This window comes from Mycobacterium sp. E735 (assembly GCF_001666955.1).
Lineage (GTDB): Bacteria > Actinomycetota > Actinomycetes > Mycobacteriales > Mycobacteriaceae > Mycobacterium.
This window is the reverse complement of the sequence record NZ_LZIX01000063.1, coordinates 17883-40386: the sequence shown is the minus strand read 5'-3', so window position 1 is coordinate 40386 and position 22504 is coordinate 17883. Positions and strand designations below refer to the sequence as shown.

Annotated in this window: 18 protein-coding genes, 1 tRNA gene and 2 pseudogenes; 8 read left to right on the top strand and 13 right to left on the bottom strand. The window is 69.3% G+C overall.

Annotation, left to right across the window (positions count from 1 at the left end; genetic code table 11):
• A pseudogene (locus A5704_RS27405) lies at positions 1-671 on the top strand (ATP-binding cassette domain-containing protein); the annotation flags it as partial.
• On the opposite strand, the pseudogene A5704_RS05045 reads toward A5704_RS27405, so the two are convergent.
• Both A5704_RS05045 and A5704_RS05040 read right to left on the bottom strand, forming a co-directional pair.
• Positions 667-1299: pseudogene (locus A5704_RS05045) on the bottom strand (iron ABC transporter permease); the annotation flags it as partial. The pseudogenes A5704_RS27405 and A5704_RS05045 overlap by 5 nt on opposite strands.
• Positions 1296-3881 (bottom strand): ABC transporter ATP-binding protein/permease, encoded by a 2586-nt coding sequence (locus A5704_RS05040; RefSeq protein ID WP_067887660.1) that lies wholly within the window; start codon positions 3879-3881, stop codon positions 1296-1298. The gene A5704_RS05040 and the pseudogene A5704_RS05045, both read right to left, overlap by 4 nt.
• Before the next feature lie 156 nt (positions 3882-4037).
• Between A5704_RS05040 and A5704_RS05035 the strand changes: the two genes are divergently transcribed.
• Positions 4038-4463 (top strand): thiol-disulfide oxidoreductase DCC family protein, encoded by a 426-nt coding sequence (locus A5704_RS05035; RefSeq protein WP_067757829.1) that lies wholly within the window; start codon positions 4038-4040, stop codon positions 4461-4463.
• Here A5704_RS05035 and A5704_RS05030 read toward each other — a convergent pair.
• Positions 4460-4798, bottom strand: a complete 339-nt coding sequence (locus A5704_RS05030) for a hypothetical protein (protein ID WP_197499069.1) — start codon at positions 4796-4798, stop codon at positions 4460-4462. The genes A5704_RS05035 and A5704_RS05030 overlap by 4 nt on opposite strands.
• Before the next feature lie 43 nt (positions 4799-4841).
• Positions 4842-4928: transfer RNA gene (locus A5704_RS05025), tRNA-Leu, on the bottom strand.
• Between the two features lie 97 nt (positions 4929-5025).
• Here A5704_RS05025 and A5704_RS05020 point away from each other — a divergent pair.
• Both A5704_RS05020 and A5704_RS05015 read left to right on the top strand, forming a co-directional pair.
• Positions 5026-5406 carry a hypothetical protein gene (locus A5704_RS05020; RefSeq protein WP_067757831.1) on the top strand — a complete coding sequence of 127 codons (381 nt, stop codon included), beginning with the start codon at positions 5026-5028 and terminating at the stop codon, positions 5404-5406.
• Positions 5403-5753 (top strand): DUF3817 domain-containing protein, encoded by a 351-nt coding sequence (locus tag A5704_RS05015; protein WP_067757833.1) that lies wholly within the window; start codon positions 5403-5405, stop codon positions 5751-5753. The genes A5704_RS05020 and A5704_RS05015 overlap by 4 nt, the downstream gene beginning before the upstream one ends.
• Positions 5754-5808: 55 nt before the next feature.
• Here the strand turns inward: A5704_RS05015 and rdgB are convergent, their stop codons facing one another.
• The 8 genes from rdgB to clpS all read right to left on the bottom strand — a co-directional run bounded on the left by rdgB (position 5809) and on the right by clpS (position 11779).
• Positions 5809-6414: an RdgB/HAM1 family non-canonical purine NTP pyrophosphatase gene (rdgB, locus tag A5704_RS05010; protein WP_067757836.1), complete on the bottom strand. Its 606-nt coding sequence runs from the start codon at positions 6412-6414 to the stop codon at positions 5809-5811.
• A gap of 44 nt (positions 6415-6458) precedes the next feature.
• Entirely contained in the window at positions 6459-7238 is a 780-nt protein-coding gene (rph, locus tag A5704_RS05005; RefSeq protein WP_067757838.1) for a ribonuclease PH, read from the bottom strand.
• Between the two features lie 24 nt (positions 7239-7262).
• Positions 7263-8045 carry a cyclic nucleotide-degrading phosphodiesterase gene (locus tag A5704_RS05000; protein ID WP_067757840.1) on the bottom strand — a complete coding sequence of 261 codons (783 nt, stop codon included), beginning with the start codon at positions 8043-8045 and terminating at the stop codon, positions 7263-7265.
• 235 nt (positions 8046-8280) lie between these two features.
• A complete protein-coding gene (gene murI, locus A5704_RS04995; protein ID WP_067281152.1) occupies positions 8281-9096 on the bottom strand; it encodes a glutamate racemase in 816 nt (271 codons plus the stop codon).
• Positions 9093-9773: a rhomboid family intramembrane serine protease gene (locus A5704_RS04990; protein ID WP_082954776.1), complete on the bottom strand. Its 681-nt coding sequence runs from the start codon at positions 9771-9773 to the stop codon at positions 9093-9095. Before A5704_RS04990 ends, murI begins: the two co-directional genes overlap by 4 nt.
• Before the next feature lie 35 nt (positions 9774-9808).
• On the bottom strand, positions 9809-10870 hold the full coding sequence (locus A5704_RS04985; RefSeq protein ID WP_067757845.1) for a P1 family peptidase: 1062 nt from the start codon (positions 10868-10870) through the stop codon (positions 9809-9811).
• The gene (locus tag A5704_RS04980) at positions 10867-11448 is read right to left on the bottom strand and encodes a DUF2017 domain-containing protein (protein WP_067757849.1); all 582 of its coding nucleotides are present in this window, start codon (positions 11446-11448) and stop codon (positions 10867-10869) included. The genes A5704_RS04985 and A5704_RS04980 overlap by 4 nt, the downstream gene beginning before the upstream one ends.
• 25 nt (positions 11449-11473) lie before the next feature.
• A complete protein-coding gene (gene clpS / locus A5704_RS04975) occupies positions 11474-11779 on the bottom strand; it encodes an ATP-dependent Clp protease adapter ClpS (protein ID WP_067757852.1) in 306 nt (101 codons plus the stop codon).
• Positions 11780-11846: 67 nt separating this feature from the next.
• On the opposite strand from clpS, the gene A5704_RS04970 reads away from it, so the two are divergent.
• Positions 11847-13160 carry a nicotinate phosphoribosyltransferase gene (locus tag A5704_RS04970; protein ID WP_067757855.1) on the top strand — a complete coding sequence of 438 codons (1314 nt, stop codon included), beginning with the start codon at positions 11847-11849 and terminating at the stop codon, positions 13158-13160.
• Between the two features lie 18 nt (positions 13161-13178).
• Positions 13179-15188, top strand: coding sequence for an ATP-dependent DNA helicase (locus tag A5704_RS04965; RefSeq protein WP_067757858.1), 2010 nt, complete (start codon positions 13179-13181; stop codon positions 15186-15188).
• Between the two features lie 2 nt (positions 15189-15190).
• Here the strand turns inward: A5704_RS04965 and glgP are convergent, their stop codons facing one another.
• Positions 15191-17836 carry an alpha-glucan family phosphorylase gene (gene glgP / locus A5704_RS04960; protein ID WP_067887656.1) on the bottom strand — a complete coding sequence of 882 codons (2646 nt, stop codon included), beginning with the start codon at positions 17834-17836 and terminating at the stop codon, positions 15191-15193.
• 347 nt (positions 17837-18183) lie between these two features.
• On the opposite strand from glgP, the gene A5704_RS04955 reads away from it, so the two are divergent.
• Positions 18184-20298: an alpha-1,4-glucan--maltose-1-phosphate maltosyltransferase gene (locus A5704_RS04955; protein ID WP_067887653.1), complete on the top strand. Its 2115-nt coding sequence runs from the start codon at positions 18184-18186 to the stop codon at positions 20296-20298.
• A gap of 1 nt (position 20299) precedes the next feature.
• The gene (gene glgB / locus A5704_RS04950) at positions 20300-22495 is read left to right on the top strand and encodes a 1,4-alpha-glucan branching protein GlgB (RefSeq protein WP_067887650.1); all 2196 of its coding nucleotides are present in this window, start codon (positions 20300-20302) and stop codon (positions 22493-22495) included.
• The last annotated feature ends 9 nt before the right edge of the window (positions 22496-22504 follow it).

The window sequence follows — 22504 nt, the reverse complement described above, 5'->3', positions numbered from 1 at the left end:
CGACGCCGCAGCCGACGAAGCCAACGGCGGGCTCACCGAGCGGATCATCGAATTCGCCCGCACCCAGCAGGCGCTGCGGGCCGCACGGCGGGTCGAACCGGCGCGCAGCCTGGTCGGCGACGCGCTCGCCGCGCAACACGGGGCGACCATGCGCTTGCTGTCCATGCAGGTCCCGGGTCAGCTGCTGTTCAGCCTGGCCAGCCAGCTGTCGCTCATCCTGCTGGCGGGGGCGACCGCGGCGCTGACGGTCGACAGGGCCCTCTCAGTGCCCGAGGCCATCGCCTTGATCGTCGTCATCGTGCGCTACCTCGAACCGTTCACCACGATCAGCGAATTGGCCCCGGCCCTGGAGAGCACCCGCGCGACGCTCGACCGCATCCGTTCGGTGCTCACGGCGCCACTGATGAGCTCCGGGCCCGCCACGCTGCCCGTCACCGCGGCGGCGCCCCGCATCGAGTTCGACGACGTCGAGTTCCGGTATGGCGATGCGACCGCGCCGGTGCTCGACGGGGTGAGCTTCACCCTGGCGCCGGGCAGCACGACGGCGATCGTCGGCCCGTCCGGATCGGGGAAGAGCACCATCCTGGCGCTGATCGCCGGACTGCACGAACCGACCCGCGGCCGGGTCCTGATCGACGGCGTCGACGCGGCGACGCTGGACGCCGAGACCCGCCGGGCGGCGAGCAGCGCCTGCTGGGTGCGGGCGAATTCGATGATCCGCTCGGTGAGCCCGCCGTTGGCTTCGTCGGCTGCGGCGTCGGCGCGCCGCGTCAGTCGCGCTGAGGCCCACAGCGCACCCAAGAGCAGCGGCACGCCGCCGAGTGCGGCCGCGCCGAGCTGCCACGAGATCGGGAGTAGGGCGACCGCGATGGCGGCGGGCAGCAGGATGGCGGAGATCAGCGGCGTCAGCAGGTTGACGACCAGGCCGACCAGTTCCGGCCCGGTGGCGGCGATGGCCTGGCGCGCCGTCGCGGTGTGCTCGGCGGTGAACCAGTCCAGCCGCACGCCGGGCAGCCGGTCCGCGACGTCGTGCTGGCTGTGGTCGAGGACGGCGAACCCGAGATCGAAGCCGATGCGCGCGGTCGCGGTGTCGATCACCCATCCGACGACGGTGGCGGCCGTGAGCCAGGCGAGCCACCCGAGCGCGCGGTGCGGGTTGTCGAACAGGGCGCCCACCAACGGCACCAGCAGCACGGTGGCCGCCGCCCGCACCACGACGGACAGCAACGCGAGCGCGGCGTAGGCGATGACCCCGGCCCGGCGATCCGCGGGCACCAGCCCCAACCAGGTGCGGATCATCGCGTCCCCTCCCGAGCGGTGGTGGCGGCAACCGGGTCACGCCGGCCGCCTTCCCACAGCCGCCGGTATCGGCCGTCGGCGGCCAGCAACTCGTCGTGCGTGCCGCGTTCGGCGATCCGGCCGTGGTCGAGCACGACGATCTGGTCGGCTCCGGTGACCGTGTGCAGCCGATGGGCGATCACCAGGACGGTGCGATGCCGGGCCAGCCGGTTAAGCGCTTGCTGCACAAGGTATTCCGATTCGGGGTCGGCGAACGCGGTGGCCTCGTCGAGGATCAGGACCGGGGTGTCCGCCAGGATTGCCCGCGCGATCGTCAACCGCTGCCGTTCCCCGCCCGACAACCCCGTTCTCGCGCCGAGCACCGTGTCGTAGCGGTCAGGCAATCGCATGATGCGGTCGTGGATCTGGGCCTGGCGCGCCGCCTCCTGAATCTGCGCCGCGGCGGCATCCGGGACGGCCAGCGCGATGTTCTCGGCGACGGTGCCGTGCACCAGCTGCGTCTCCTGCAGGACGAAGCCGACCTTCGCGTAGAGCTCATCGGCGGTCATCGACCGGATGTCTTGCCCCCCAACGCGTATCGCGCCCTCTTCGACGTCGTGGAACCGGGCCAGCAGGGCGGCCAGCGTGGACTTGCCGGACCCGGACGGGCCGACGAGGGCGGTGACGGTGCCGGGCCGCAGCGTCAGCGACACGTCGCGGATCACCGGGACGCCCGGGCGATAGCCGAAGCTGACGCCGTCGAACACCACAGTCGCGGACGGATCCCCGGACCCGTCTTGCGGCCGCACGGCGAGTTCGGGCTCGTCGAGTGTGTTCTGCAGGCGCCGGGCGGCCAGCATGCCGGCGCTGATGCCGCCCACTCCGTACGCGATACCCAGCAGGCGTGCCCCGAATGTGGTGCCCAGCAACAGGAACGGCACGAGATTCACCGGATCCATCCGCCCGGTGACGGTGAGCAGGGTGCCCGTGAGCACGATGAGCCACAAGAAGGTGGAGGGCCGGGTGACCAGGTCCATCAGCGTCTTCTTGCCGGCGAGCGGCCGCTGCCAGGAGACCAGGAATTCGACGTATTCGTCCAGGCGGCGGCGGAAACTGGAGGCGGCCGCGCCGCCGAAGACGCGGATCACCGGCTGGCCCTCCAGGTAGGCGCCGGCCTCGCCGCTCATCTTCTCGGCCCAGCGCTGCGATTGCGGAATGCGCGGGCCCGACTGAATCGTGAGCGACGACGTCAACACCAGGTACACCAGCACGGGCAGGAACAGCACGAGCGCCACCCGCCAGTCGACGGCGAAGAGGTAGACCAGCACCGCCACCGGTGCGATGATCGCCGCGACCGCGTCCGGGATGGCGTGGGTGACCAGATAGTGCAGCGACAGCGTGTCGTCCTGCAGCAGCTGCTTGATCGAGCCCGATCCACGCGTGGTGAACCAGCCCAGTGGCAATCGGGATAGCTTGCGCAACAACCGCGACCGCAGGTCGGCGGCGAACCGGGCGTCGACGACGTGCAGCCACAGCGTGAGCGCCGCGCCGAGGACGGCGCCCGTTCCCAGCAGCGCAACGGCCGCGATCCCGACGTTCCAGAGTCGGGATGCGGGCGCCCCGGTGACCAGCAGGCGGGCCAGCTCGACCAGCAGGACGAACGGCGCCAGCTGCACCATGGTGATGACGGCCTGCAGCACCCCGGAAAGAATCAGCGCCGAGCGCAACGGCGCGAGCAACCGGCCGGCCCCCTGAGCGCGCCAGTGGCCGCGCGCTGCGGGGGCGGGCGTCTGCGAGGTCGGTCCTGGCGGCGAAACCTGCTCGTGTGCGGGCTCATTCACGGATGCGGGCTCGTCGCCGCGCTGGATGCCCATCGCCCGGCCGGCGCTCCAGTAGGCCTGGGCGTGAATCTCCGACTTGGGAAAACCGAAGTCGTCGCGCAGTCGCGTGCGGACGTGCTTGAGGACCGTGGCCTCAGGTGTGGCCCACGCGTACCAGTTGGACCAGTCGCGGTTATGGATCGCCGCCGCAAGGGACTTCTCGTCGCGGCGGGCCACCCAGTGCACTCTCAGACGGGGGTGCGGCGCGATCGGGATCAGGACGTCATGGTCGTCGTGTTGCTCGAGATACATCTCGATCGGCACTTCATTGGGGACGACTCCGATGATCCCGTTCATGCCGGGGATCGACGCCGAGTCACCGATCAGCAGGTAGCCGGCCGGCTGCTCGGGTGGCACGTCGAAGCGCGACGAGCCCATCAGCGCCATGACGGCGATCGTCGCGCCGGGTTCCACGGTGCGCGCCCACTTCGACGCCGGGCCTGCGGGCTCGTGCAGCACGACGTCGACCGCGAATCGGCCGTTCGGGGCGTCGGCCTCGGAGATGGTGTAGGCGCGCTGGAACTCGGTGTTGGATCCGTCGGGGTCGGGAAACCAGAACCGCAGCCACGCGGCGGGTTCGGCATCCACGTCCTCGAACAGTGTCGGCGACGCCATCCGCACCCGCACGAAATGCGGTGCAATCTGGACGGTTTCGAGCACCGTCGCGGTGTGGTCGCGAGCGCCGAAGCTGCGCAACATCACGCCCTGGAACCCGCGTGCCATCGGCGGTCCTTTCCCGCGGCGCTGAGGCTTCGCGACGGACTTCAGGAGCGGCCGGCCGGACGGAACCTCCGCTGAATACGTTACCGCCACAAACTAAGGGTTGCCTTACCAAAGGTCAAACTCGGGCTGCCGGGGGTCGATCGGTAGCCTGGACGTGTGAGCGGTGAATCGGTTCCGCCGGTGTTGCTCTACGACGGGGTCTGCGGCGTCTGCAACTCAGCGGTGCGGACGATACTTCGGTTCGATCCCCACGGCACGCTGCGCTTCGCGCCCCTGGACAGCGATTTCGCCCAGGAGGTCTTTGCCCGGCACCCGGCCGTCAAAGACGTGGACTCGGTGGTGTTCGTCGACGAACCCGAACAGCCGGGAGAACGCGTCGCCGTCCGGTCCGCGGCCGCCCTGCGCGTGGTGGATTACCTTGGCGGTCCGTGGAAGCTGCTCGGGGCCGCCCGCATCATCCCGGCTCCCCTGCGCGACTGGCTCTACGACCGGATCGCGGACGTCCGCTATCGCATCTTCGGCAAATACGACACGTGTCCGCTGCCGCCGCCGGAGGTTCGTGCCCGCTTTCTGCAGGCCTAGTAGTCCGCGTCGAGGGCCAGGTCGGCCTCGGACTCACTCCTTTTCAGCTCGGCCAGCTTGCGGTCCTCGGCCGCGAACTCGCGATGGTGAACCGCCGATTTCTGGTGTGCACCCACGTCAGACACGCGTTGTTCGACGCTGCGGTCCTGGACCCGCGCGATTCGTTCGTGCTGCAGGGCCGATTCCTCCAAGCTGCGAGCGGCCGAGAGCCCGGCATGCGCGGCGCGTTCCCGCGCTTCCGCGGCCCGTCGTTCGGCTCGCTCGACATCTTTGGCGGTAACTGTTTCGTCGTTTCCGATGGCCATGGCGTCTCCCTGGTGTCCCGTGCATTGCACGTACCCCGCAGGGAGGGTTTAACGCCCGCCGAAGGCGAACAGATGGTGCGGGCGGAGGGACTCGAACCCCCACGCTCTTTCGAGCACCGGCACCTAAAGCCGGGGTGTCTGCCAATTCCACCACGCCCGCAGCGTGCCGATCGTACCGCTCAGTGCGGGGACCGGCCCGGTGGTGGCGCGCCTCGACGTATTCGTCGGAGCCAAGTCGTGAGCGGTACCGTCAAGGGGTGTCCACTACGCGTCGTCGCAGGCCCGCCCTGATCGCCTTGGTGATCGTCGCGGCGTGTGGTTGCCTGGCGCTGGGCTGGTGGCAATGGACCAGGTTCCAGTCGGTCTCCGGCACGTTCCAGAACCTCGGCTATGCGCTGCAGTGGCCGTTGTTCGCCTGGTTCTGCGTGTACGCATACCGCAAATACGTGCGCTACGAAGAGATGCCGCCCGAGCCTCGGCGCGATACCGAACTCACCGAGATACCCTCCGGCTTGCTGCCCGAACGCCCCAAGCCGATGCAACAGCCGTCCGACGATCCCGCGCTGGCGGAGTACAACGCCTACCTGGCCGAGCTTGCCAAACAAGACACCCAAAAGCAGAACAGGACCACCGCATGACCACACCGGAGACACCTGGACCTCAGGCGTCGGCATTCCCCGTGGAGAAGATCCGCAGCGCGTTGCTCGGCTACCGGGTCATGGCGTGGGCGACGGGGCTCTGGCTGATCGCACTGTGCTACGAGATCGTCTCGCACCTTGTCCTGCACCACGAGATCCGCTGGATCGAAGTGGTGCACGGTTGGGTGTACTTCATCTATGTCCTGACCGCCTTCAATCTGGCCGTCAAGGTCCGCTGGCCAATACCCAAGACGATCGGTGTCCTCCTTGCCGGCACCATCCCGCTGCTGGGGATCATCGTCGAGCAAGTCCAGACCAGGGACGTGAAGGCCCGCTTCGACTTGTAGACCTCATCCGCGACGGAAGCCGCTCGACCGCGCGACACACGATGCGGGCGGACGCCTAGGCCAACTCGCGCAGCGCCGGCACCAGCAACGCCAGCGCGCGGCCGCGATGCGAGACCGCGTCCTTCTCCTCGGGACTGAGCTCCGCCGCGGTGCGGTCGGACCCGGCCGGAAGGAAAACCGGGTCATAGCCGAAACCGCCGCCGCCCCGCGGTTCCCGCGCGATGGTCCCGGACCACTCGCCGCGGACGACGACCTCCCCGGACGGCCCGGCCAGGGCGCAGGCGGAGACGAAGGCCGCGCCGCGCCGGTCGTCGGGCACGTCGCTCAACTGCGCCAGCAGCAGCCCGGTGTTGGCGGCGTCGTCGCCGTGGTTACCCGACCAGCGCGCCGAGAGCACGCCGGGCATCCCGTTCAACGCGGCCACCTCCAGACCGGAGTCGTCGGCCACCGCGGGTAAGCCCGTCGCGGCGAACGCATCGCGAGCCTTGGCCAACGCGTTGTCCTCAAAAGTGGCGCCCGTCTCGGGCGCCTCCGCGAAGGCGGGCACGTCGTCCAAAGACACCAACGTCAACCCCGTCAGCCCGGCCGCGTCGAGCACCCGGCGCAGTTCGGCGAGCTTTTTGCGGTTGCGGCTGGCGACCAGCAGCCGCGATGATCGCAACCGTGGCGAAGCCGGGCGCCGCGGGTCAGCACCATCTGACCCGGTCAGCTGCCGAACGCCTTCGGCGGCGGAGCCCCCTCGGGGAGCTCGCCCGGGTACGGCAGGGCCAGCGCCTCGCGCTGGGCGGCGAACAGCTTGTCACAGGCAGCCAGCGCCACGTCGAGCAGCTTGTCCAACGTCGAGCGCGGGAACGTCGCCCCCTCGCCGGTCCCCTGCACCTCCACGAGGGTTCCGGTGTCGGTGGCGACGACGTTCATGTCGACCTCGGCCCGCGCATCTTCCTCGTAGGGCAGGTCCACCCGGATCCGGCCGTCGACCACCCCGACGCTGACCGCCGCGATGGCGCACGACAGCGGCCGGGGGTCGGAGAGCTTGCCGGCCGCGGCAAGGTAGGTCACGGCGTCGGCCAGCGCGACGAAGGCGCCCGTGATGGCGGCGGTGCGGGTGCCGCCGTCGGCCTGCAGCACGTCGCAGTCGACGGCGATGGTGTTCTCCCCCAACGCCGCCAGGTCGATGCAGGCCCGCAGCGAGCGCCCGACCAGCCGGCTGATCTCCTGGGTGCGCCCGGACAGGCGCCCCTTCACGGCTTCGCGGTCGGAGCGCGTGTGGGTGGCCGACGGCAGCATCGCGTACTCCGCGGTCAGCCACCCCAGACCCGACCCCTTGCGCCAGCGCGGCACCCCCTCGGTGACGCTGGCGGTGCACATGACCTTGGTGTGGCCGAATTCGATCAGCACCGACCCAGCCGGGTGGTCGGTGAATCCGCGGGTGATGACTACGGGTCGAAGCTCGTCGTCGAGGCGGCCGTCTTCTCTTCTGGTCACGACGCCAACCCTAACGCGGGGCGCTCAGACCCTTTCAGAGCGGCGGATGTCGAACGTTTCGCCGCACACCACCGCGTGGACGGGGCCGTCGAACTCGGCCTTGGCCTCGCTGATCACGTCCTCACGCGACGTCCACGGCGGGATGTGGGTGAGCAACAGCTCGCGAACGCCGGCCTGCGCCGCGGTCCTGCCCGCCTCGGTGCCCGACAGGTGCAGGGCGGGCGGCCGGTCCGGCGAGTGCGTCCAGGAGGCTTCGCAGAGGAAGACGTCGGCGTCGCGAGCCAACTCGACCAACTGGTCACACACGCCGGTGTCGCCGCTGTAGACGAACGAAGCGCCTGTGGAATCGGTGATCCTCATGCCGTAGGACTCCGTCGGGTGGGCCACCACCCGCGGCGTCACCGTGAGCGACCCGAAGGTCACCGGTTCGCCGTCGACCCAGTGCCGAACGTCGAAAATGTCTGAGCAGTCGTCGATTTCGCCACCATACGGTGACGAGGCGGCGCCCAGTCGAGACCAGGTGTCACCGGGGCCGTACAACAACGCCTTGCCGCCGGGGCGGGACGGGTGGTAGCGCCGCCATACGAACAGGCCGGGCAGATCGAGGCAGTGGTCGGCGTGTAGGTGTGACAGGAGCACGTGCACGGAGGCGGGATCGGCGTAGCGCTGCAGCGCGCCCAATACACCGCCGCCGAAGTCGATGACCATCGGCGGAGTGTCCGGTGCCCGGAGCAGATATCCCGACGCGGGCGAATCCGGCCCCACCACGCTGCCCGAGCAGCCGAGCACGGTTATTCGCACGGACACTACTGTGCCATGCCCGATGCGACCGTGACGAAAACATCGCCGCATTCATGTGATGAGAATCTCGTCATCCGCACATGGCGATCACGAGCGCGGCGAAGCCGGGCTAAGTGGGTCGCCAACAATCGCACATGGCGATCACGAGCGCGGCGAAGCCGGGCGAAGTGGGTCGCCATCAACCGCACATGGCGATCACGAGCGCGGCGAAGCCGGGCGAAGTGGGTCGCCATCAACTGCATTAGTCGATCCGCACGTGGTGAACGGGTTGCACACCGGTGACCGCGGGACCCAGGAACCGGGCCGCCAACTTGGTGAAGGCCTCGGGGTCGCCGGTGGCTTCGAAGACCCGGGTCGCGGGTGGCGCGTCATGCGGGCGCAGCAGGTCGCGCTCGGTGAGCACCCGCAGCACCTCCTTGGCGGTTTCCTCGGCGCTGGACACCAGCGTCACGTGCTCGCCCATCGCCAGCTGGATCAACCCGGACAGCAGCGGGTAATGCGTGCAGCCGAGCACCAGGGTGTCGACCTGGGCGCGCTGCAACGGCTCCAGATAGCCCTCCGCCAGCCCGAGCACCTGGCGGCCACTGGTGACACCGCGCTCGACGAAGTCGACGAAGCGCGGACAGGCCACCGCGGTGATCTCGGTGTCGCGGGCGGCGGCGAACGCGTCCTGGTAGGCGTGCGAGTTGATGGTCGCCCGTGTGCCGATGACACCGATGCGACCGTTGCGCGTCGTGGCGACCGCGCGGCGCACCGCCGGCAGGATCACCTCGACGACCGGCACGTCGTAGCGCTCGCGGGCGTCCCGCAGGCACGCCGCCGACGCCGTGTTGCAGGCGATCACCAACGCCTTGACGCCGCGGCCCACCAGGTCGTCGCCGATCGCCAGCGCGTGCGCGCGGACCTCGGGAATGGTGAGCGGACCGTACGGCCCGTGGCCGGTGTCGCCGACGTAGACGATGTCCTCGTCGGGCAATTGGTCGATGATGGCCCGCGCGACGGTCAGTCCCCCGACGCCGGAATCGAAGATCCCGACGGGCGCCAACGGCGAGCTCATGTCTGGGGGCGCGGCGTCATGGCGCCGGCTTTCCTCTTCGCGCGGGCCTTGCGTTCCGGTGCGGACAACCAATACGCGGCGATGACACCGGCGATGGCGCCGCAGAGGTGACCCTGCCACGACACGCCCCCACACCTGCCCAGCACCGGCATGGCGCCCAGCAGCACGCCGCCGTACGCGAACAGCACCACCAATCCGATCGCGATGTCGGCGAACCTGCGCACGAAGATCCCGAACACGAGCAAAAAGGCCAGCCAGCCGAAGATCAGGCCGGAGGCCCCGATGTGATCGGTCGGCCCGCAGGAGCTGCCCACGTTGCCGATCAGCCAGGTGCCGAAACCGCCGAGGATCCACACGATCGCCGTGGCCCAGACGAACCGGCTCAGCCCGGCCAGCGTCATCAGGAAGCCCAGCACCAGAAGCGGGATCGTGTTGGCCATCAGATGCTGCCAGTTGGCGTGCAGGACCGGGGCGAAGACGATCCCCCACAGCCCGTCGGCCTCGAGCGGCCTGATGCCGTTTTCGTCCAGGGAATGCCGAGTCAGCTGATCGATGAGCTCGATGAGGTAGAGCAGCGCGACGAAGGTCAGGATCGTGGCCCCGCCCACCATCCACGTGGGCCGCTTCGCCTGGCCCGCCGGTGTGCCGGGACGTCCCTTCGGGGTCGTCTTACCCATAGCTGCAGGTTACCGGCGCCGACGGCGCGAGTCCGTCATGGGGCGAACGCACCCGACAACACGCCCCGGTAGGTCGGTATCCCCGCCACCGAATCCGCCGCGAAAACGCCGGCCAGCACCGCCCGCGCCACGCAGTCGGCCGCCGCGGCACCCACCTCCGCGGCCAGCCGCATCTCCGGCGAAAACGAGGCGGGCGAGTCTGCCGTCGGCGGCACCTCGACCGCCCCGGTCGCCAGCGCGAAGACCGTGTCGCCGTCATACGGGGTGTGTGCCGGGCGGATGGCGCGGGCCAGTCCGTCCTGGGCGGCGACGGCGACGCGGCGACACGCGGCCGGGCTGAGCGCCGCGTCGGTCGCCACCACCCCGATGACGGTGTTGAGCGGGTTCTGCAGCGGGCTCGCCGCGGTGGGCAACTGCGCGAAGGCGTCGATCTGCTCCGCCGGCGGTGGCCGCAGCCCGAACTCCCTTACCAAGTCCGCCATCCACGGCAGGCCGGTAGCCCGGTCGGCGACGTCGCCGGCGGAGTTCACCACGACCACCGCGCCGACGGTCACCCCGCACGGCAGCGCCGTCGAGGCGGTCCCGACGCCGCCCTTGAGCACCCCGGCCCGCGCCCCGACGCCCGCGCCGACGCTCCCGACGGCCGGCGCCCCCGCAACGTCGGCGGCTTCGCAGGCCAGGTAGCCGAACTCCGGCGTCGGGCGACAGTCCCAGCCGCCGACCGGCAGATCGAATATCACCGCGCCGGGCACGATGGGCACCACACCGCCGCCCATCGCCACGCCGCGCTCGCGCTCCTCCAGCCAGCGCATGACGCCGTCGGCGGCCGCCAAACCGTAGGCACTGCCGCCGGCGAGCAAGACCGCGTCGACGTACCGGACGGTGTTGGCGGGATCGAGCAGGTCGGTCTCCCGCGTGCCGGGCGCACCGCCGCGGCAATCGACCGCGCCCACGGTCCCCGGCGGTGTCAGCACCACGGTGACGCCGGAGGCCCATCCGGCGCCCATGGTCGCGTCGGGGTCGAGTCGTTGGTGGTGCCCGACGCGGATGCCCCCGACGTCGGTGATGGCGTCCGTCCGGCCGCCATCGGGGCTCATCGGGGCCCCATGAGCACCAGAACGAGGTATTCCTGCAGGACGGTCAGCCACTGGTAGACGTCGAAGTGCACGGCCAGCGGGTGGTCGGCGGGCAGGCGCTCCGGTCCTTGCGGCCCGACCTCGAGCATGACCCCCAACGTCAGCCGGATGTCGTTGACCGCCGCGACCCAGGCGTTCGCGTCCTCCTCGCTCAGGTTGAACCGGCCGCCGCCATCGGGAACCGTATCCAACAACCGCTGCGCGGCAAGACGTTTGGCGTCGATGATCTCGGGCTCGTGCAGGCTGCGCAGCGCGGCGTTCAGGCTCTCCGCGGCGTCGGGGCCGGACGGATCAGCGTCGTCCGGATGGAAGAAATCGGGCAGCAGCCGGCGCAGGGTCGGATCCTTCGGCGGTTCGCTGTTTCCCGTCTTGATGCCGGTGATCTCCTCGAGTTCGTCTGCGGGAGTGGAGGACTCACGCTCGTCGAGCAACCCGACCATGGCCGTTGCCAGGTTCTTCAGCAGGGCGGCTTCGTGAGCCGCCAGCGCGGACCGAAAACTGGGACCGTCCGCGGTCTCGACGCGCTTCCATTTGCGCACAGGTAATCGCCGGGGCCCTCGCCGATTACCGGTCCTGCTGCAGCGTCGCCCACAACCCGGCGGCATGCAGCTTGGAGACGTCGACTTCCATGGATTCCCGGCTACCGGCCGACACCACCGCCCTGCCCTCGTTGTGTACCTGCAACATGAGCTTGGTGGCGTGCGGCTCGCTATAGCCGAACAACTTCTGGAACACATACGTCACGTAGGTCATCAGATTGACCGGGTCATCCCACACGATCGTGACCCACGGACTCGCCGTGACGTCTAACGGGGCGGACTCACGTTGTCCTGTAGTGCCCGGCTTAGCGGGCGCTGACATTACAACCATGGCCTACACGATACCGAGGGTGACGTGAGGTTTCCGAGCCCCCGACGGCAGCCGATACCGTTATGGAATGAATGACCCGGTCGTAACTGGGCTGCTAACCGACAAGTACGAGTTGACGATGCTGGCGGCGGCGCTGCGAGACGGCACCGCCGACCGCGCGACGACCTTCGAACTGTTCGCACGCCGGCTGCCCGACGGCCGCCGTTACGGCGTGGTGTGCGGCACGGGGCGGCTGCTCGAGGCGTTGCCCCAATTCGGCTTTGGCGACGAGGCGTGCCAGTTGCTGGGCCAATTCCTCGATCCGGATACGTTGCGCTACTTGCGGGATTTCCGTTTCGGGGGTGACATCGACGGCTACGCCGAAGGCGAGCTGTACTTCCCCGGTTCGCCCGTGTTGTCGGTGACCGGCACGTTCGCCGAGTGCGTCGTGCTGGAGACATTGGCGCTGTCGATCTTCAATCACGACACGGCGGTCGCGTCGGCGGCCGCGCGGATGGTCAGCGCGGCCAGGGACCGCCCGCTGATCGAGATGGGTTCACGGCGAACCCACGAGCACGCCGCGGTCGCCGCGGCGCGCGCCGCCTACATCGCCGGCTTCGCCGCGTCCTCCAACCTCGAGGCCCAGCGCCGATACGGCATCCCCGCGGAGGGCACCTCCGCGCACGCGTTCACGATGCTGCACGCGAGCGGCGAACCCGCCGAGGTGACCGAACTGGCCGCGTTCCGCGCTCAGGTCGACGCGCTGGGCGTCGGCACCACCCTGCTGGTGGACACCTATGACGTGACCGCCGGCGTGGCCAACGCCGTGGCCGCCGCCGGGGAGGCGCTCGGGGCGGTGCGCATCGACTCCGGCGAGCTGGGCGTGCTGACCCGCCAGGTCCGCGACCAGCTCGACCGGCTGGGCGCCACCGGGACCCGGATCGTGGTCTCCGGCGACCTCGACGAGTTCTCCATCGCCGCGTTGGGTGCCGAACCGGTCGACAGCTACGGCGTCGGCACGTCGCTCGTGACGGGTTCGGGCGCACCGACGGCGAACATGGTCTACAAGCTGGTCGAAGTGGACGGCATGCCGGTGCAGAAGCGCAGCAGCCACAAGGAATCCCGTGGCGGTCGCAAGGAGGCGCTGCGCCTGACCCGCTCGTCGGGCACCGTCACCGAAGAAGTGGTGTATCCCGCCGGCCGCCCGCCCTCGGTCACCGAACCGTATCGGGCGTTGACGGTCCCGCTGGTGCGCGGCGGCGACGTGGTGGCCAAACCGAATGTGGCCGCGGCGCGCGAGCTGGTAGCTTCCGGGCTGCGCAGTCTGCCGTGGGAGGGTTTGAATCTGTCGCAGGGCGAGCCCGCGATCCCGACGACGCAGATCCCCGCCGCCCGCCCGTAGCACCGAAGAGCAAAGAGGATAGCCACGTCCGAAGTGTCCGTGCCCGAGTTGCTGGCCCTCGCCGTGGCCGCGCTCGGCGGCAGTGAGCGCAGCGGCCAGCTCGAGATGGCCGACGCCGTCACGCGGGCGTTCGCCACCGGTGAGCATCTGGTCGTGCAGGCCGGCACCGGCACCGGAAAGTCGCTGGCCTACCTGGTGCCGGCGATCGTCCGTGCCATCGACGACGACTCGCCCGTCGTCGTGTCCACGGCGACCATCGCGCTGCAGCGCCAGCTCGTCGATCGCGATCTGCCCAGGCTCATCGATTCGCTCGCCGATGCGCTCCCCCGCCGCCCGCAATTCGCGCTGCTCAAGGGTCGCCGAAATTATCTGTGCCTGAACAAGATTCACAACGGCGGCGCCGAGGCCGAGGATGACACCGGCGACCGGCCGCAGGAGGAGCTCTTCGATCCCATGGCGGCCACCGCCCTGGGCCGCGACGTCCAACGCCTCACCGCCTGGGCGTCGACCACGGACTCCGGCGACCGCGACGACCTGAAACCCGGTGTGCCAGAACGATCCTGGTCCCAGGTCAGCGTTTCGGCGCGCGAATGCCTGGGCGTGGCACGCTGCCCGTTCGGCGCCGAGTGCTTCTCCGAGCGGGCGCGCGGCCGGGCCGGCGCCGCCGACATCGTGGTGACCAACCACGCGCTGCTTGCCATCGACGCCGTCGCCGAATCGGCCGTGCTGCCCGAGCACGAGTTGCTGGTGGTGGACGAGGCCCACGAGCTGGTCGACCGGGTGACCTCGGTGGCAACCGCCGAGCTGACGCCGGCCGCCCTGGGTGTCGCGGCGCGCCGAATCGCCCGGCTGGTGAATCCAGAACTCACACAACGCCTGGAGGCGGCGACGGCCAACTTCGCCGCGGCGATCCACGAGGCCACACCGGGCCGCATCGACCGCCTCGACGACGAGCTGGCCACCTACCTGACCACGCTGCGCGACGCGGCCGGCGCGGCACGCTCGGCGATCGATGGCACGAGCGACGCGAAAGCCGCCGCGGCCCGCGCCGAAGCGGTGGCGGCGCTGAGCGAGATCTCCGACACCGCCTCGCGCGTCCTCACGTCCTTCGCCCCGGCGATCCCCGATCGCACCGACGTGGTGTGGCTGGATCACGAGGACAACAGGGGCGCCACGCGCCCGGTGTTGCGGGTGGCCCCGCTGTCGGTCGCCGGCCTGCTGCGCGACCGGGTGTTCTCCCGTTCCACCACAGTGTTGACGTCGGCGACCCTGGCCATCGGCGGGTCGTTCGACGCCATGGCGGCGGCGTGGGGGCTGACCGCCGCGGACACCGGGGACGCGCGCTGGCGCGGCATCGACGTCGGCTCGCCGTTCCACCACGCCAAGGCGGGGATCCTTTACGTCGCCGCCCACCTGCCGCCACCGGGCCGCGACGGCACGGGTTCCGCCGAACAGCTGACCGAGATCGAGGAGCTGATCACCGCGGCGGGTGGGCGGACCCTGGGATTGTTCTCGTCGATGCGCGCCGCGCGGGCCGCCGCGGAGGCCATGCGCCAGCGGTTGTCGACGCCGGTGCTCTGTCAGGGCGACGACAGCACCTCGGCGCTGGTCGAGCAGTTCAGCGCCGACCCGCAGACGTCGCTGTTCGGCACCCTGTCGCTGTGGCAGGGCGTCGACGTGCCGGGTCCGTCGCTCTCGCTGGTGCTCATCGATCGCATCCCCTTTCCCCGGCCGGACGACCCGCTACTGGGGGCGCGGCAGCGCGCGGTGGCCGCGCGCGGCGGCAACGGCTTCATGGCCGTCGCCGCCAGCCACGCCGCGCTGCTGCTGGCCCAGGGCTCGGGACGGCTCTTGCGGCGCGTCACTGACCGCGGAGTGGTCGCAGTGCTGGACTCGCGGATGGTCACCGCCGGCTACGGCGGCTACCTGTGCGCCTCGCTGCCGCCGTTCTGGCAGACCACCGACCCGGCCCAGGTCCGCGCCGCGCTGGAGCGGCTGCGCACCACCTCGGAAAGCCAGCCCGCCTGAGCTCAGCGGGCCAGGGTGACCAGGCCGAGTTCGGCGCTGGAAGCGAGCATCGGGTGGTGGGGCAGCACGCGGACCGTGTACCCGACCGCCCCCGCCAGCGGTAGCGACAGCGTCGTCGAGAACACCTGGTTGCCGCCTTCGGCGGTCCCGGTGTACGACATCTCGACCGTGACCGGATCCAGCAGCGCGTCGCTGGCGTCCACCCTGCCCACCACCCCTTGAACGGTGACCTCGTCGGGCGCGAGGCCGTCCAGGGCCACGGTGGCGGTCAGCGTCAGCTTGGCGCCGAGCACCGGCGTGTCCGGCAGCCCGGTGCTGTCGACATCGGTGATGGTGATCTTCGGCCACGCCTCTTCGGCGCGCCGCCGGTAACCGGCCACCTCGCGCGCGGCGCCGAACTCACCGCCGTCCTCGCCGTCCTCGGCGGGCCCGACGGTCCTGCGCAGCGACTGCGCCGCGTGCGTGTAATACCGCTCGACGTAGTCGCGCACCATGCGCGAGGCCAGCACCTTGGGCCCGAGCGTCTGCAACGTGTGCCGCACCATCTCGATCCACCGTGGTGGCACCCCGTGCTCGTCGCGCTCGTAGAACTTGGGCGCGACGGCCTGCTCGAGCAGGTCGTAGAGCGCGCTGGCCTCCAGGTCGTCGCGGCGGGCCTCGTCGGCCACACCGTCGGCGGACGGTATCTCCCAACCGTTTTCGCCGTCGTAGCATTCGTCCCACCAGCCATCGCGGATGGACAGGTTCAGGCCGCCGTTGAGCGCGCTCTTCATCCCGGACGTGCCGCACGCCTCCAGCGGCCGCAGCGGGTTGTTCAGCCAGACGTCGCATCCCCAGTACAAGTGCCGGGCCATGGACATGTCGTAGTCGGGCAGGAACGCGATGCGGTGGCGCACCTCCGGGCGGTCGGCGAAGCGAACCACCTGTTGGATCAACGCCTTGCCGCCGTCGTCGGCGGGGTGCGACTTACCGGCGACGATGAGCTGGATGGGCCGGTCCTCGTCGAGCAGCAGGCGTTCGAGCCGCTCCGGATCGCGCAGCATCAGCGTCAGCCGCTTGTAGGTCGGCACCCGTCGGGCGAACCCGATTGTGAGCACATTGGGGTCGAATGCCGTTGCAATCCAACCCAATTCGGCGTCCGATGCGCCACGTTCGAGCCAGGACTTGCGCAGCCGCCGCCGGACGTCCTCGACCAGCAACGACCGCAATTGCGAGCGGATCCACCAGAGGTGGCCCGCATCAACCTGATTCAGCCGCAGCCAGACGCCCGGATCACCGAACGAATCGGAACCGGCCAGCTCACGCCCCAACTGCAGCCATTGCGGCGCCGCCCAGGTGCGCGCGTGTACCCCGTTGGTGATGGACCCGATCGGCACCTCGTCCGAGTCGAACCCGGGCCACAGCTCGTTGAACATGGCGCGGCTGACCTCACCGTGCAGCAACGAGACGCCGTTGGCCCGTTGCGCCAGCCGCAAACCCATGTGCGCCATGTTGAATTTGGTCGGGTCGTCCTCGGCGCCGAGCGCGAGGATGCGGGCAGTCGGCACGCCCGGCAACAACGCGGGGGCGTTCTTGCCACCGGCTTTCTCGGACTTCTTCCCGGGGTCCTCCTCGACATGCCCGTCGAAGTAGAGCCGCACCATGTCGATCGGGAACCGGTCGATGCCCGCGGGAACCGGGGTGTGGGTGGTGAACACCGTGCTGGACCGCACGACGGCCAGCGCGGTGTCGAAGTCGAGTCCGGCATCGGTCATCAACTCGCGGATGCGTTCGGCGCCCAGGAACCCGGCGTGCCCCTCGTTCATGTGGAACACCTCGGGCGCCGGCAGGCCTTCGATGGCGGTGAACGCGCGGATCGCCCGCACGCCCCCGATGCCGGCCAGCAGCTCCTGGCGCATCCGATGTTCCTGGTCGCCGCCGTAGAGCCGGTCGGTGATGCCGCGCAGGTCGTGCTCGTTCTCGGGGACGTCGGAGTCCAGAAGGAGCAGCGGAACCCGCCCCACCTGCGCGACCCAGATCCGCGCGTGCAGCTGGGCGGAGTCGGGAAGCGTCAGCTCGACCAGGACGGGATCCCCGGTGGAATCGGTGAGGAGCCGCAACGGCAACCCCTGCGGATCGAGCGACGGGTAGGTCTCGTTCTGCCAGCCGTCCGCGGTCAGCGACTGGCGGAAATACCCCGACCGGTAGTACAGGCCGACCGCCACCAGCGGCACCCCCAAGTCGGAGGCCGACTTCAGGTGGTCCCCGGCGAGGATGCCCAGACCGCCCGAGTAGTTCGGCAGCACCTCGGCGACGCCGAACTCCATCGAGAAATAGGCGATGGCCGTCGGCATCGCCACGCCGTCGGCTTGTCGCTGCTGGTACCACAGCGGCCGGGACAGGTAATCGTTCAGGTCGGCGGCCAGCTCGTCGAGCCGGCCGAGGAAGTTTTCGTCCAGCGCCAGCTCGTCGAGCCGTGCCGGATTCACCGCGCCCAGCAACGCCACGGGGTCAGACCCGCACCGCTCCCACAGGTCCGTGTCCACGGTCGCGAACAGCTCCTGGGTCGGCTTGTCCCACGACCATCGCAAGTTGGTCGACAACTGGTCCAGCGCGGCCAGCCGTTCGGGGAGGTGAGCACGGACGGTAAAGCGGCGGAGGGCTTTCACGCATCCTTACCTTACTGAGGATTTCGCGCCGCGCACGTGGGCGGTAGACGGCTTTTCCCGCCGGGGGTGTGACCGGACACTAGGGTGGGTATCGGTTAGTTATTGGGGCCGCAACGGCGCTTCCCCGCAGAGGAAGTTCCCCACGACAGGAAATTTCGCCAGACGAGAGGCATTCCGCGACGAAGCACACGCGGTTTGCCCGCACACAATCGGAACCAGCCGACGACGACGCGGTCCGAGTCCGAGGAAGCGGACCGAGATGAAGTCGGCTAGTCGGAACTCTGCCGGCGACTCCGCGGCCCGAGAGATCGGGCCGGGGAGGAACGGGCAAATCGGAACGGAGTGTTGTGCCTGGTCGTGTCGAGATCGATAACGTCCAACCCGTCGTCTCATGCGGCGCGTACCCCGCCAAGGCCGTGGTCGGTGAGATCGTCCCGGTCAGCGCGGCGGTGTGGCGGGAGGGCCACGAGGCCGTCGCCGCGACGCTGGTCGTGCGCTACCTGGGGCCGCGCTATCCGCAAGTAACCGAAACGCGCCGAATCAAAGCGGTTCAAGCCCCCGTCAAGGCCGCGCCCGAAGTCGACGGCATTGTGGACCAGCAACGAGTCAAGCCGCTGCTGCTGCCGATGACGTTGGGCCTCGAGCCGTACGTCTTCCACGGGCAATTCATGCCCGACCGGGTCGGCCTGTGGACCTTCCGCGTGGACGGCTGGGGCGACCCGATCCACTCCTGGCGGCATGGCCTGGTCGCGAAGCTCGAGGCCGGCCAGGGCGAGACGGAACTGTCCAACGACCTCCTGGTCGGGGCCGGGCTGTTCGAGCGCGCGGCCACGGGGGTACCGCGCACGAAGCGTGAGCCGCTGCTGGCGGCCGCAGCGGCATTGCGCGCTCCCGGTGACCCCGTCACCCGGACCGCATTGGCCCTGGCGCCCGAAATCGACGAGATCCTGGCCGAGTACCCCTTGCGCGATCTCGTCACCCGCGGCGAGCAGTACGGAGTGTGGGTGGACCGGCCGATGGCCCGCTTCGGTTCCTGGTACGAGATGTTCCCCCGCTCGACCGGCGGTTGGGACGCCGACGGCAAGCCCGTACACGGCACGTTCGCCACGGCGGCCGCCCAGCTTCCGCGGATCGCGGCGATGGGGTTCGACGTCGTTTACCTGCCGCCGATCCACCCCATCGGCAAGGTACATCGCAAGGGGCGCAACAACTCTCCGACCGCCGCCCCTTCAGATGTGGGTTCGCCGTGGGCGATCGGCAGTGACGAGGGCGGCCACGACGCCATCCATCCGCAACTGGGCACCCTCGAGGACTTCGACGCCTTCGTCGCCGCGGCGCGCGGACACGGCATGGAGGTGGCGTTGGACCTGGCGCTGCAGTGCGCGCCGGACCACCCCTGGGCGCGCGACCACCGCGAGTGGTTCACCGAATTGCCCGACGGCACGATCGCCTACGCGGAAAACCCGCCGAAGAAGTATCAGGACATCTATCCACTGAACTTCGACAACGACCCGGCGGGCCTCTACGACGAGGTGCTGCGTGTCGTGCGGCACTGGATGGACCACGGCGTCAAGTTCTTTCGGGTGGACAATCCGCACACGAAGCCGCCGAACTTCTGGGCGTGGCTGATCGCCCAGGCGAAGGGCATCGACCCCGACGTGCTCTTCCTCTCGGAGGCGTTCACGCCGCCGGCCCGCCAGTACGGTCTGGCCAAGCTCGGGTTCACCCAGTCCTACAGCTACTTCACGTGGCGCACATCCAAGCAGGAGCTCACCGAGTTCGGCGAAGCGATCGCCGCCGCGGCGGACTTCCGGCGGCCGAACCTGTTCGTCAACACGCCCGACATCCTGCATGCGAGCCTGCAGCACAACGGCCCCGGCATGTTCGCGATCCGCGCGGTGCTGGCGGCGACGATGGGTCCGGCGTGGGGCGTGTATTCCGGATACGAGCTGTTCGAACACCGCGCGGTGCGGGAGGGCAGCGAGGAGTACCTGGACTCGGAGAAATACGAACTGCGGCCCCGCGATTTCGCGGGTGCGCTGGCCGAGGGACGCTCGCTGGAGCCGTTCATCACCCTGCTCAACTCGATTCGCCGGCTGCATCCGGCGCTGCAGCAGCTGCGCACCATTCATTTCCACGCGGTGGACAACGACGCATTGCTGGCCTACAGCAAGTTCGACCCGGCGACCGGCGACTGCGTGTTGGTGGTGGTGACGCTCAACGCGTTCGGGGCCGAAGAGGCCACGCTGTTTTTGGACATGGCGGCTTTGGGTATGGAGCCCTACGAACGATTTTGGGTGCGCGACGAAATCACCGGCCAAGAATTCCAATGGGGGCAAGCAAACTACGTTCGCATCGACCCTGCGCGAGCGGTCGCGCATGTGATCAACATGCCACTCATCCCGCAGGACGCGCGAATGAAGCTGCTCCGCAGGCCACCTAACGGACCGGAGGGATTGTGAGATGAGCCAAGCCGACCAACTGGCCAGGACGCACCTGGCCCCCGACCCGGCCGACCTGGGCCGCCTCCTGGCCGGCACGCAGCACAACCCGCACGGCATTCTGGGCGCCCACGAGTATGCCGACCACACCGTCATCCGGGCGTTCCGGCCGCATGCGGCCGAGGTGGTCGCACTCGTCGGCGACGACCGGTTTCCGTTGGAGCACATCGAATCCGGGTTGTTCGCCACGGTGCTGCCGTTCACCGGCCTGATCGACTACCGGCTGCAGATCAAATACGAGGGCGCCGACCCTTACACGGTCGCCGACGCGTACCGCTTCCTGCCCACGCTGGGCGAGGTCGACCTCTTCCTGTTCGGCGAGGGTCGACACGAGCGGCTCTGGGAAGTCCTTGGGGCGCATCCCCGCTCGTTCACCACGGCAGACGGCGTGGTCAACGGCGTGTCGTTCGCGGTGTGGGCGCCCAATGCCAAGGGCGTCAGCCTGATCGGCGAGTTCAACGGCTGGACCGGCAGCGACGCTCCGATGCGGTCGCTGGGCTCGTCGGGAGTGTGGGAGCTGTTCTGGCCCGACTTCCCCCCCGACGGTCTGTACAAGTTTCGCGTGCACGGCGCCGACGGGGTCGTGACCGAGCGGGCCGACCCGATGGCCTTCGCCACCGAGGTTCCGCCGCACACCGCCTCCCGTGTCACGCGCAGCAAGTACACCTGGCAGGACGCCGAGTGGATGGAACAGCGCGCCCAACGCAATCCGGTGTTCGAGCCGATGAGCACCTATGAGGTGCACCTCGGTTCGTGGCGCCCCGGCCTCGGCTACCGGCAGCTCGCCGAGGAGCTGACCAACTACGTGGTGGAGCACGGCTTCACCCATGTGGAGCTGCTTCCCGTCGCCGAGCATCCCTTCGCCGGATCCTGGGGCTACCAGGTCACGTCCTACTACGCGCCGACGTCCCGTTTCGGCACGCCCGACGAATTCCGGGCACTGGTCGACGCGCTGCACCACGCCGGCATCGGCGTGATCGTGGACTGGGTGCCTGCGCACTTCCCGAAGGACGCGTGGGCGCTGGGACGGTTCGACGGCACCCCGCTCTACGAGCACGCCGACCCCAAGCGTGGCGAGCAACTTGACTGGGGCACATACGTCTTCGACTTCGGACGCGCCGAGGTGCGCAACTTCCTGGTGGCGAACGCTCTGTACTGGCTCGAGGAGTACCACGTCGACGGCCTGCGGGTGGACGCGGTGGCTTCCATGCTGTACCTGGACTATTCACGCCCCGAGGGCGGCTGGACGCCCAACATCTACGGCGGGCGGGAGAACCTCGAGGCCGTTCAGTTCCTGCAGGAGATGAACGCCACGGTGCACAAGAGCGCGCCCGGCATCGTCACCATCGCCGAGGAGTCGACGTCGTGGCCCGGCGTCACGCGCCCGACAAACCTTGGCGGCCTGGGCTTTTCGATGAAGTGGAACATGGGCTGGATGCACGACACGCTCGACTACATCAGCCGCGACCCGATTTATCGCAACTACCACCACCACGAGATGACGTTCTCGATGCTGTACGCGTTCAGCGAGAACTACGTGCTGCCGATCAGCCACGACGAGGTCGTGCACGGCAAGGGCACCCTGTGGGGCCGGATGCCGGGCAACAACCACGTCAAGGCCGCCGGGCTGCGCAGCCTGCTCGCCTATCAGTGGGCGCATCCCGGCAAGCAATTGCTGTTCATGGGACAGGAATTCGGCCAGCGCGCCGAATGGTCCGAGGAGCGCGGTCTGGACTGGTGGCAGCTCGACGAGCAGGGCTTCTCGAACGGCGTCGCGCGTCTGGTGCGTGACATCAACGCCATCTACCGCAGCCACCCGGCGCTGTGGAGCCAGGACACCATCCCCGATGGATACTCCTGGATCGACGCCAACGACTCGGCCAACAACGTGCTCAGCTTCCTGCGTTATGGCAGCGACGGATCCGTCATGGCGTGCATCTTCAACTTCGCGGGCAATGAGCACAGCGGCTACCGGCTCGGGCTGCCGTCCGCAGGGCGCTGGCGCGAGGTGCTCAACACCGACGCCACCGACTACAACGGGACGGGCATCGGCAACATGGGCGGGGTGGATGCCACCGAGGACCCGTGGCACGGGCGTCCCGCCTCCGCGGTGCTTGTGCTGCCGCCCAACTCGGCCCTGTGGCTCGAGCCCGAGTAGACCGGGGCC

Coding starts and splice junctions, on each gene's coding strand:
- glgB (WP_067887650.1), top strand. CDS start 20,300: ATGAGCCAAGCCGACCAACTGGCCAGGACGCACCTGGCCCCCGACCCG.
- A5704_RS04985 (WP_067757845.1), bottom strand. CDS start 10,870: ATGAGCCCCGATGGCGGCCGGACGGACGCCATCACCGACGTCGGGGGC.
- A5704_RS04990 (WP_082954776.1), bottom strand. CDS start 9,773: ATGGGTAAGACGACCCCGAAGGGACGTCCCGGCACACCGGCGGGCCAG.
- A5704_RS05040 (WP_067887660.1), bottom strand. CDS start 3,881: ATGGCACGCGGGTTCCAGGGCGTGATGTTGCGCAGCTTCGGCGCTCGC.
- A5704_RS05015 (WP_067757833.1), top strand. CDS start 5,403: ATGACCACACCGGAGACACCTGGACCTCAGGCGTCGGCATTCCCCGTG.
- A5704_RS04970 (WP_067757855.1), top strand. CDS start 11,847: ATGAATGACCCGGTCGTAACTGGGCTGCTAACCGACAAGTACGAGTTG.
- clpS (WP_067757852.1), bottom strand. CDS start 11,779: ATGGTTGTAATGTCAGCGCCCGCTAAGCCGGGCACTACAGGACAACGT.
- murI (WP_067281152.1), bottom strand. CDS start 9,096: ATGAGCTCGCCGTTGGCGCCCGTCGGGATCTTCGATTCCGGCGTCGGG.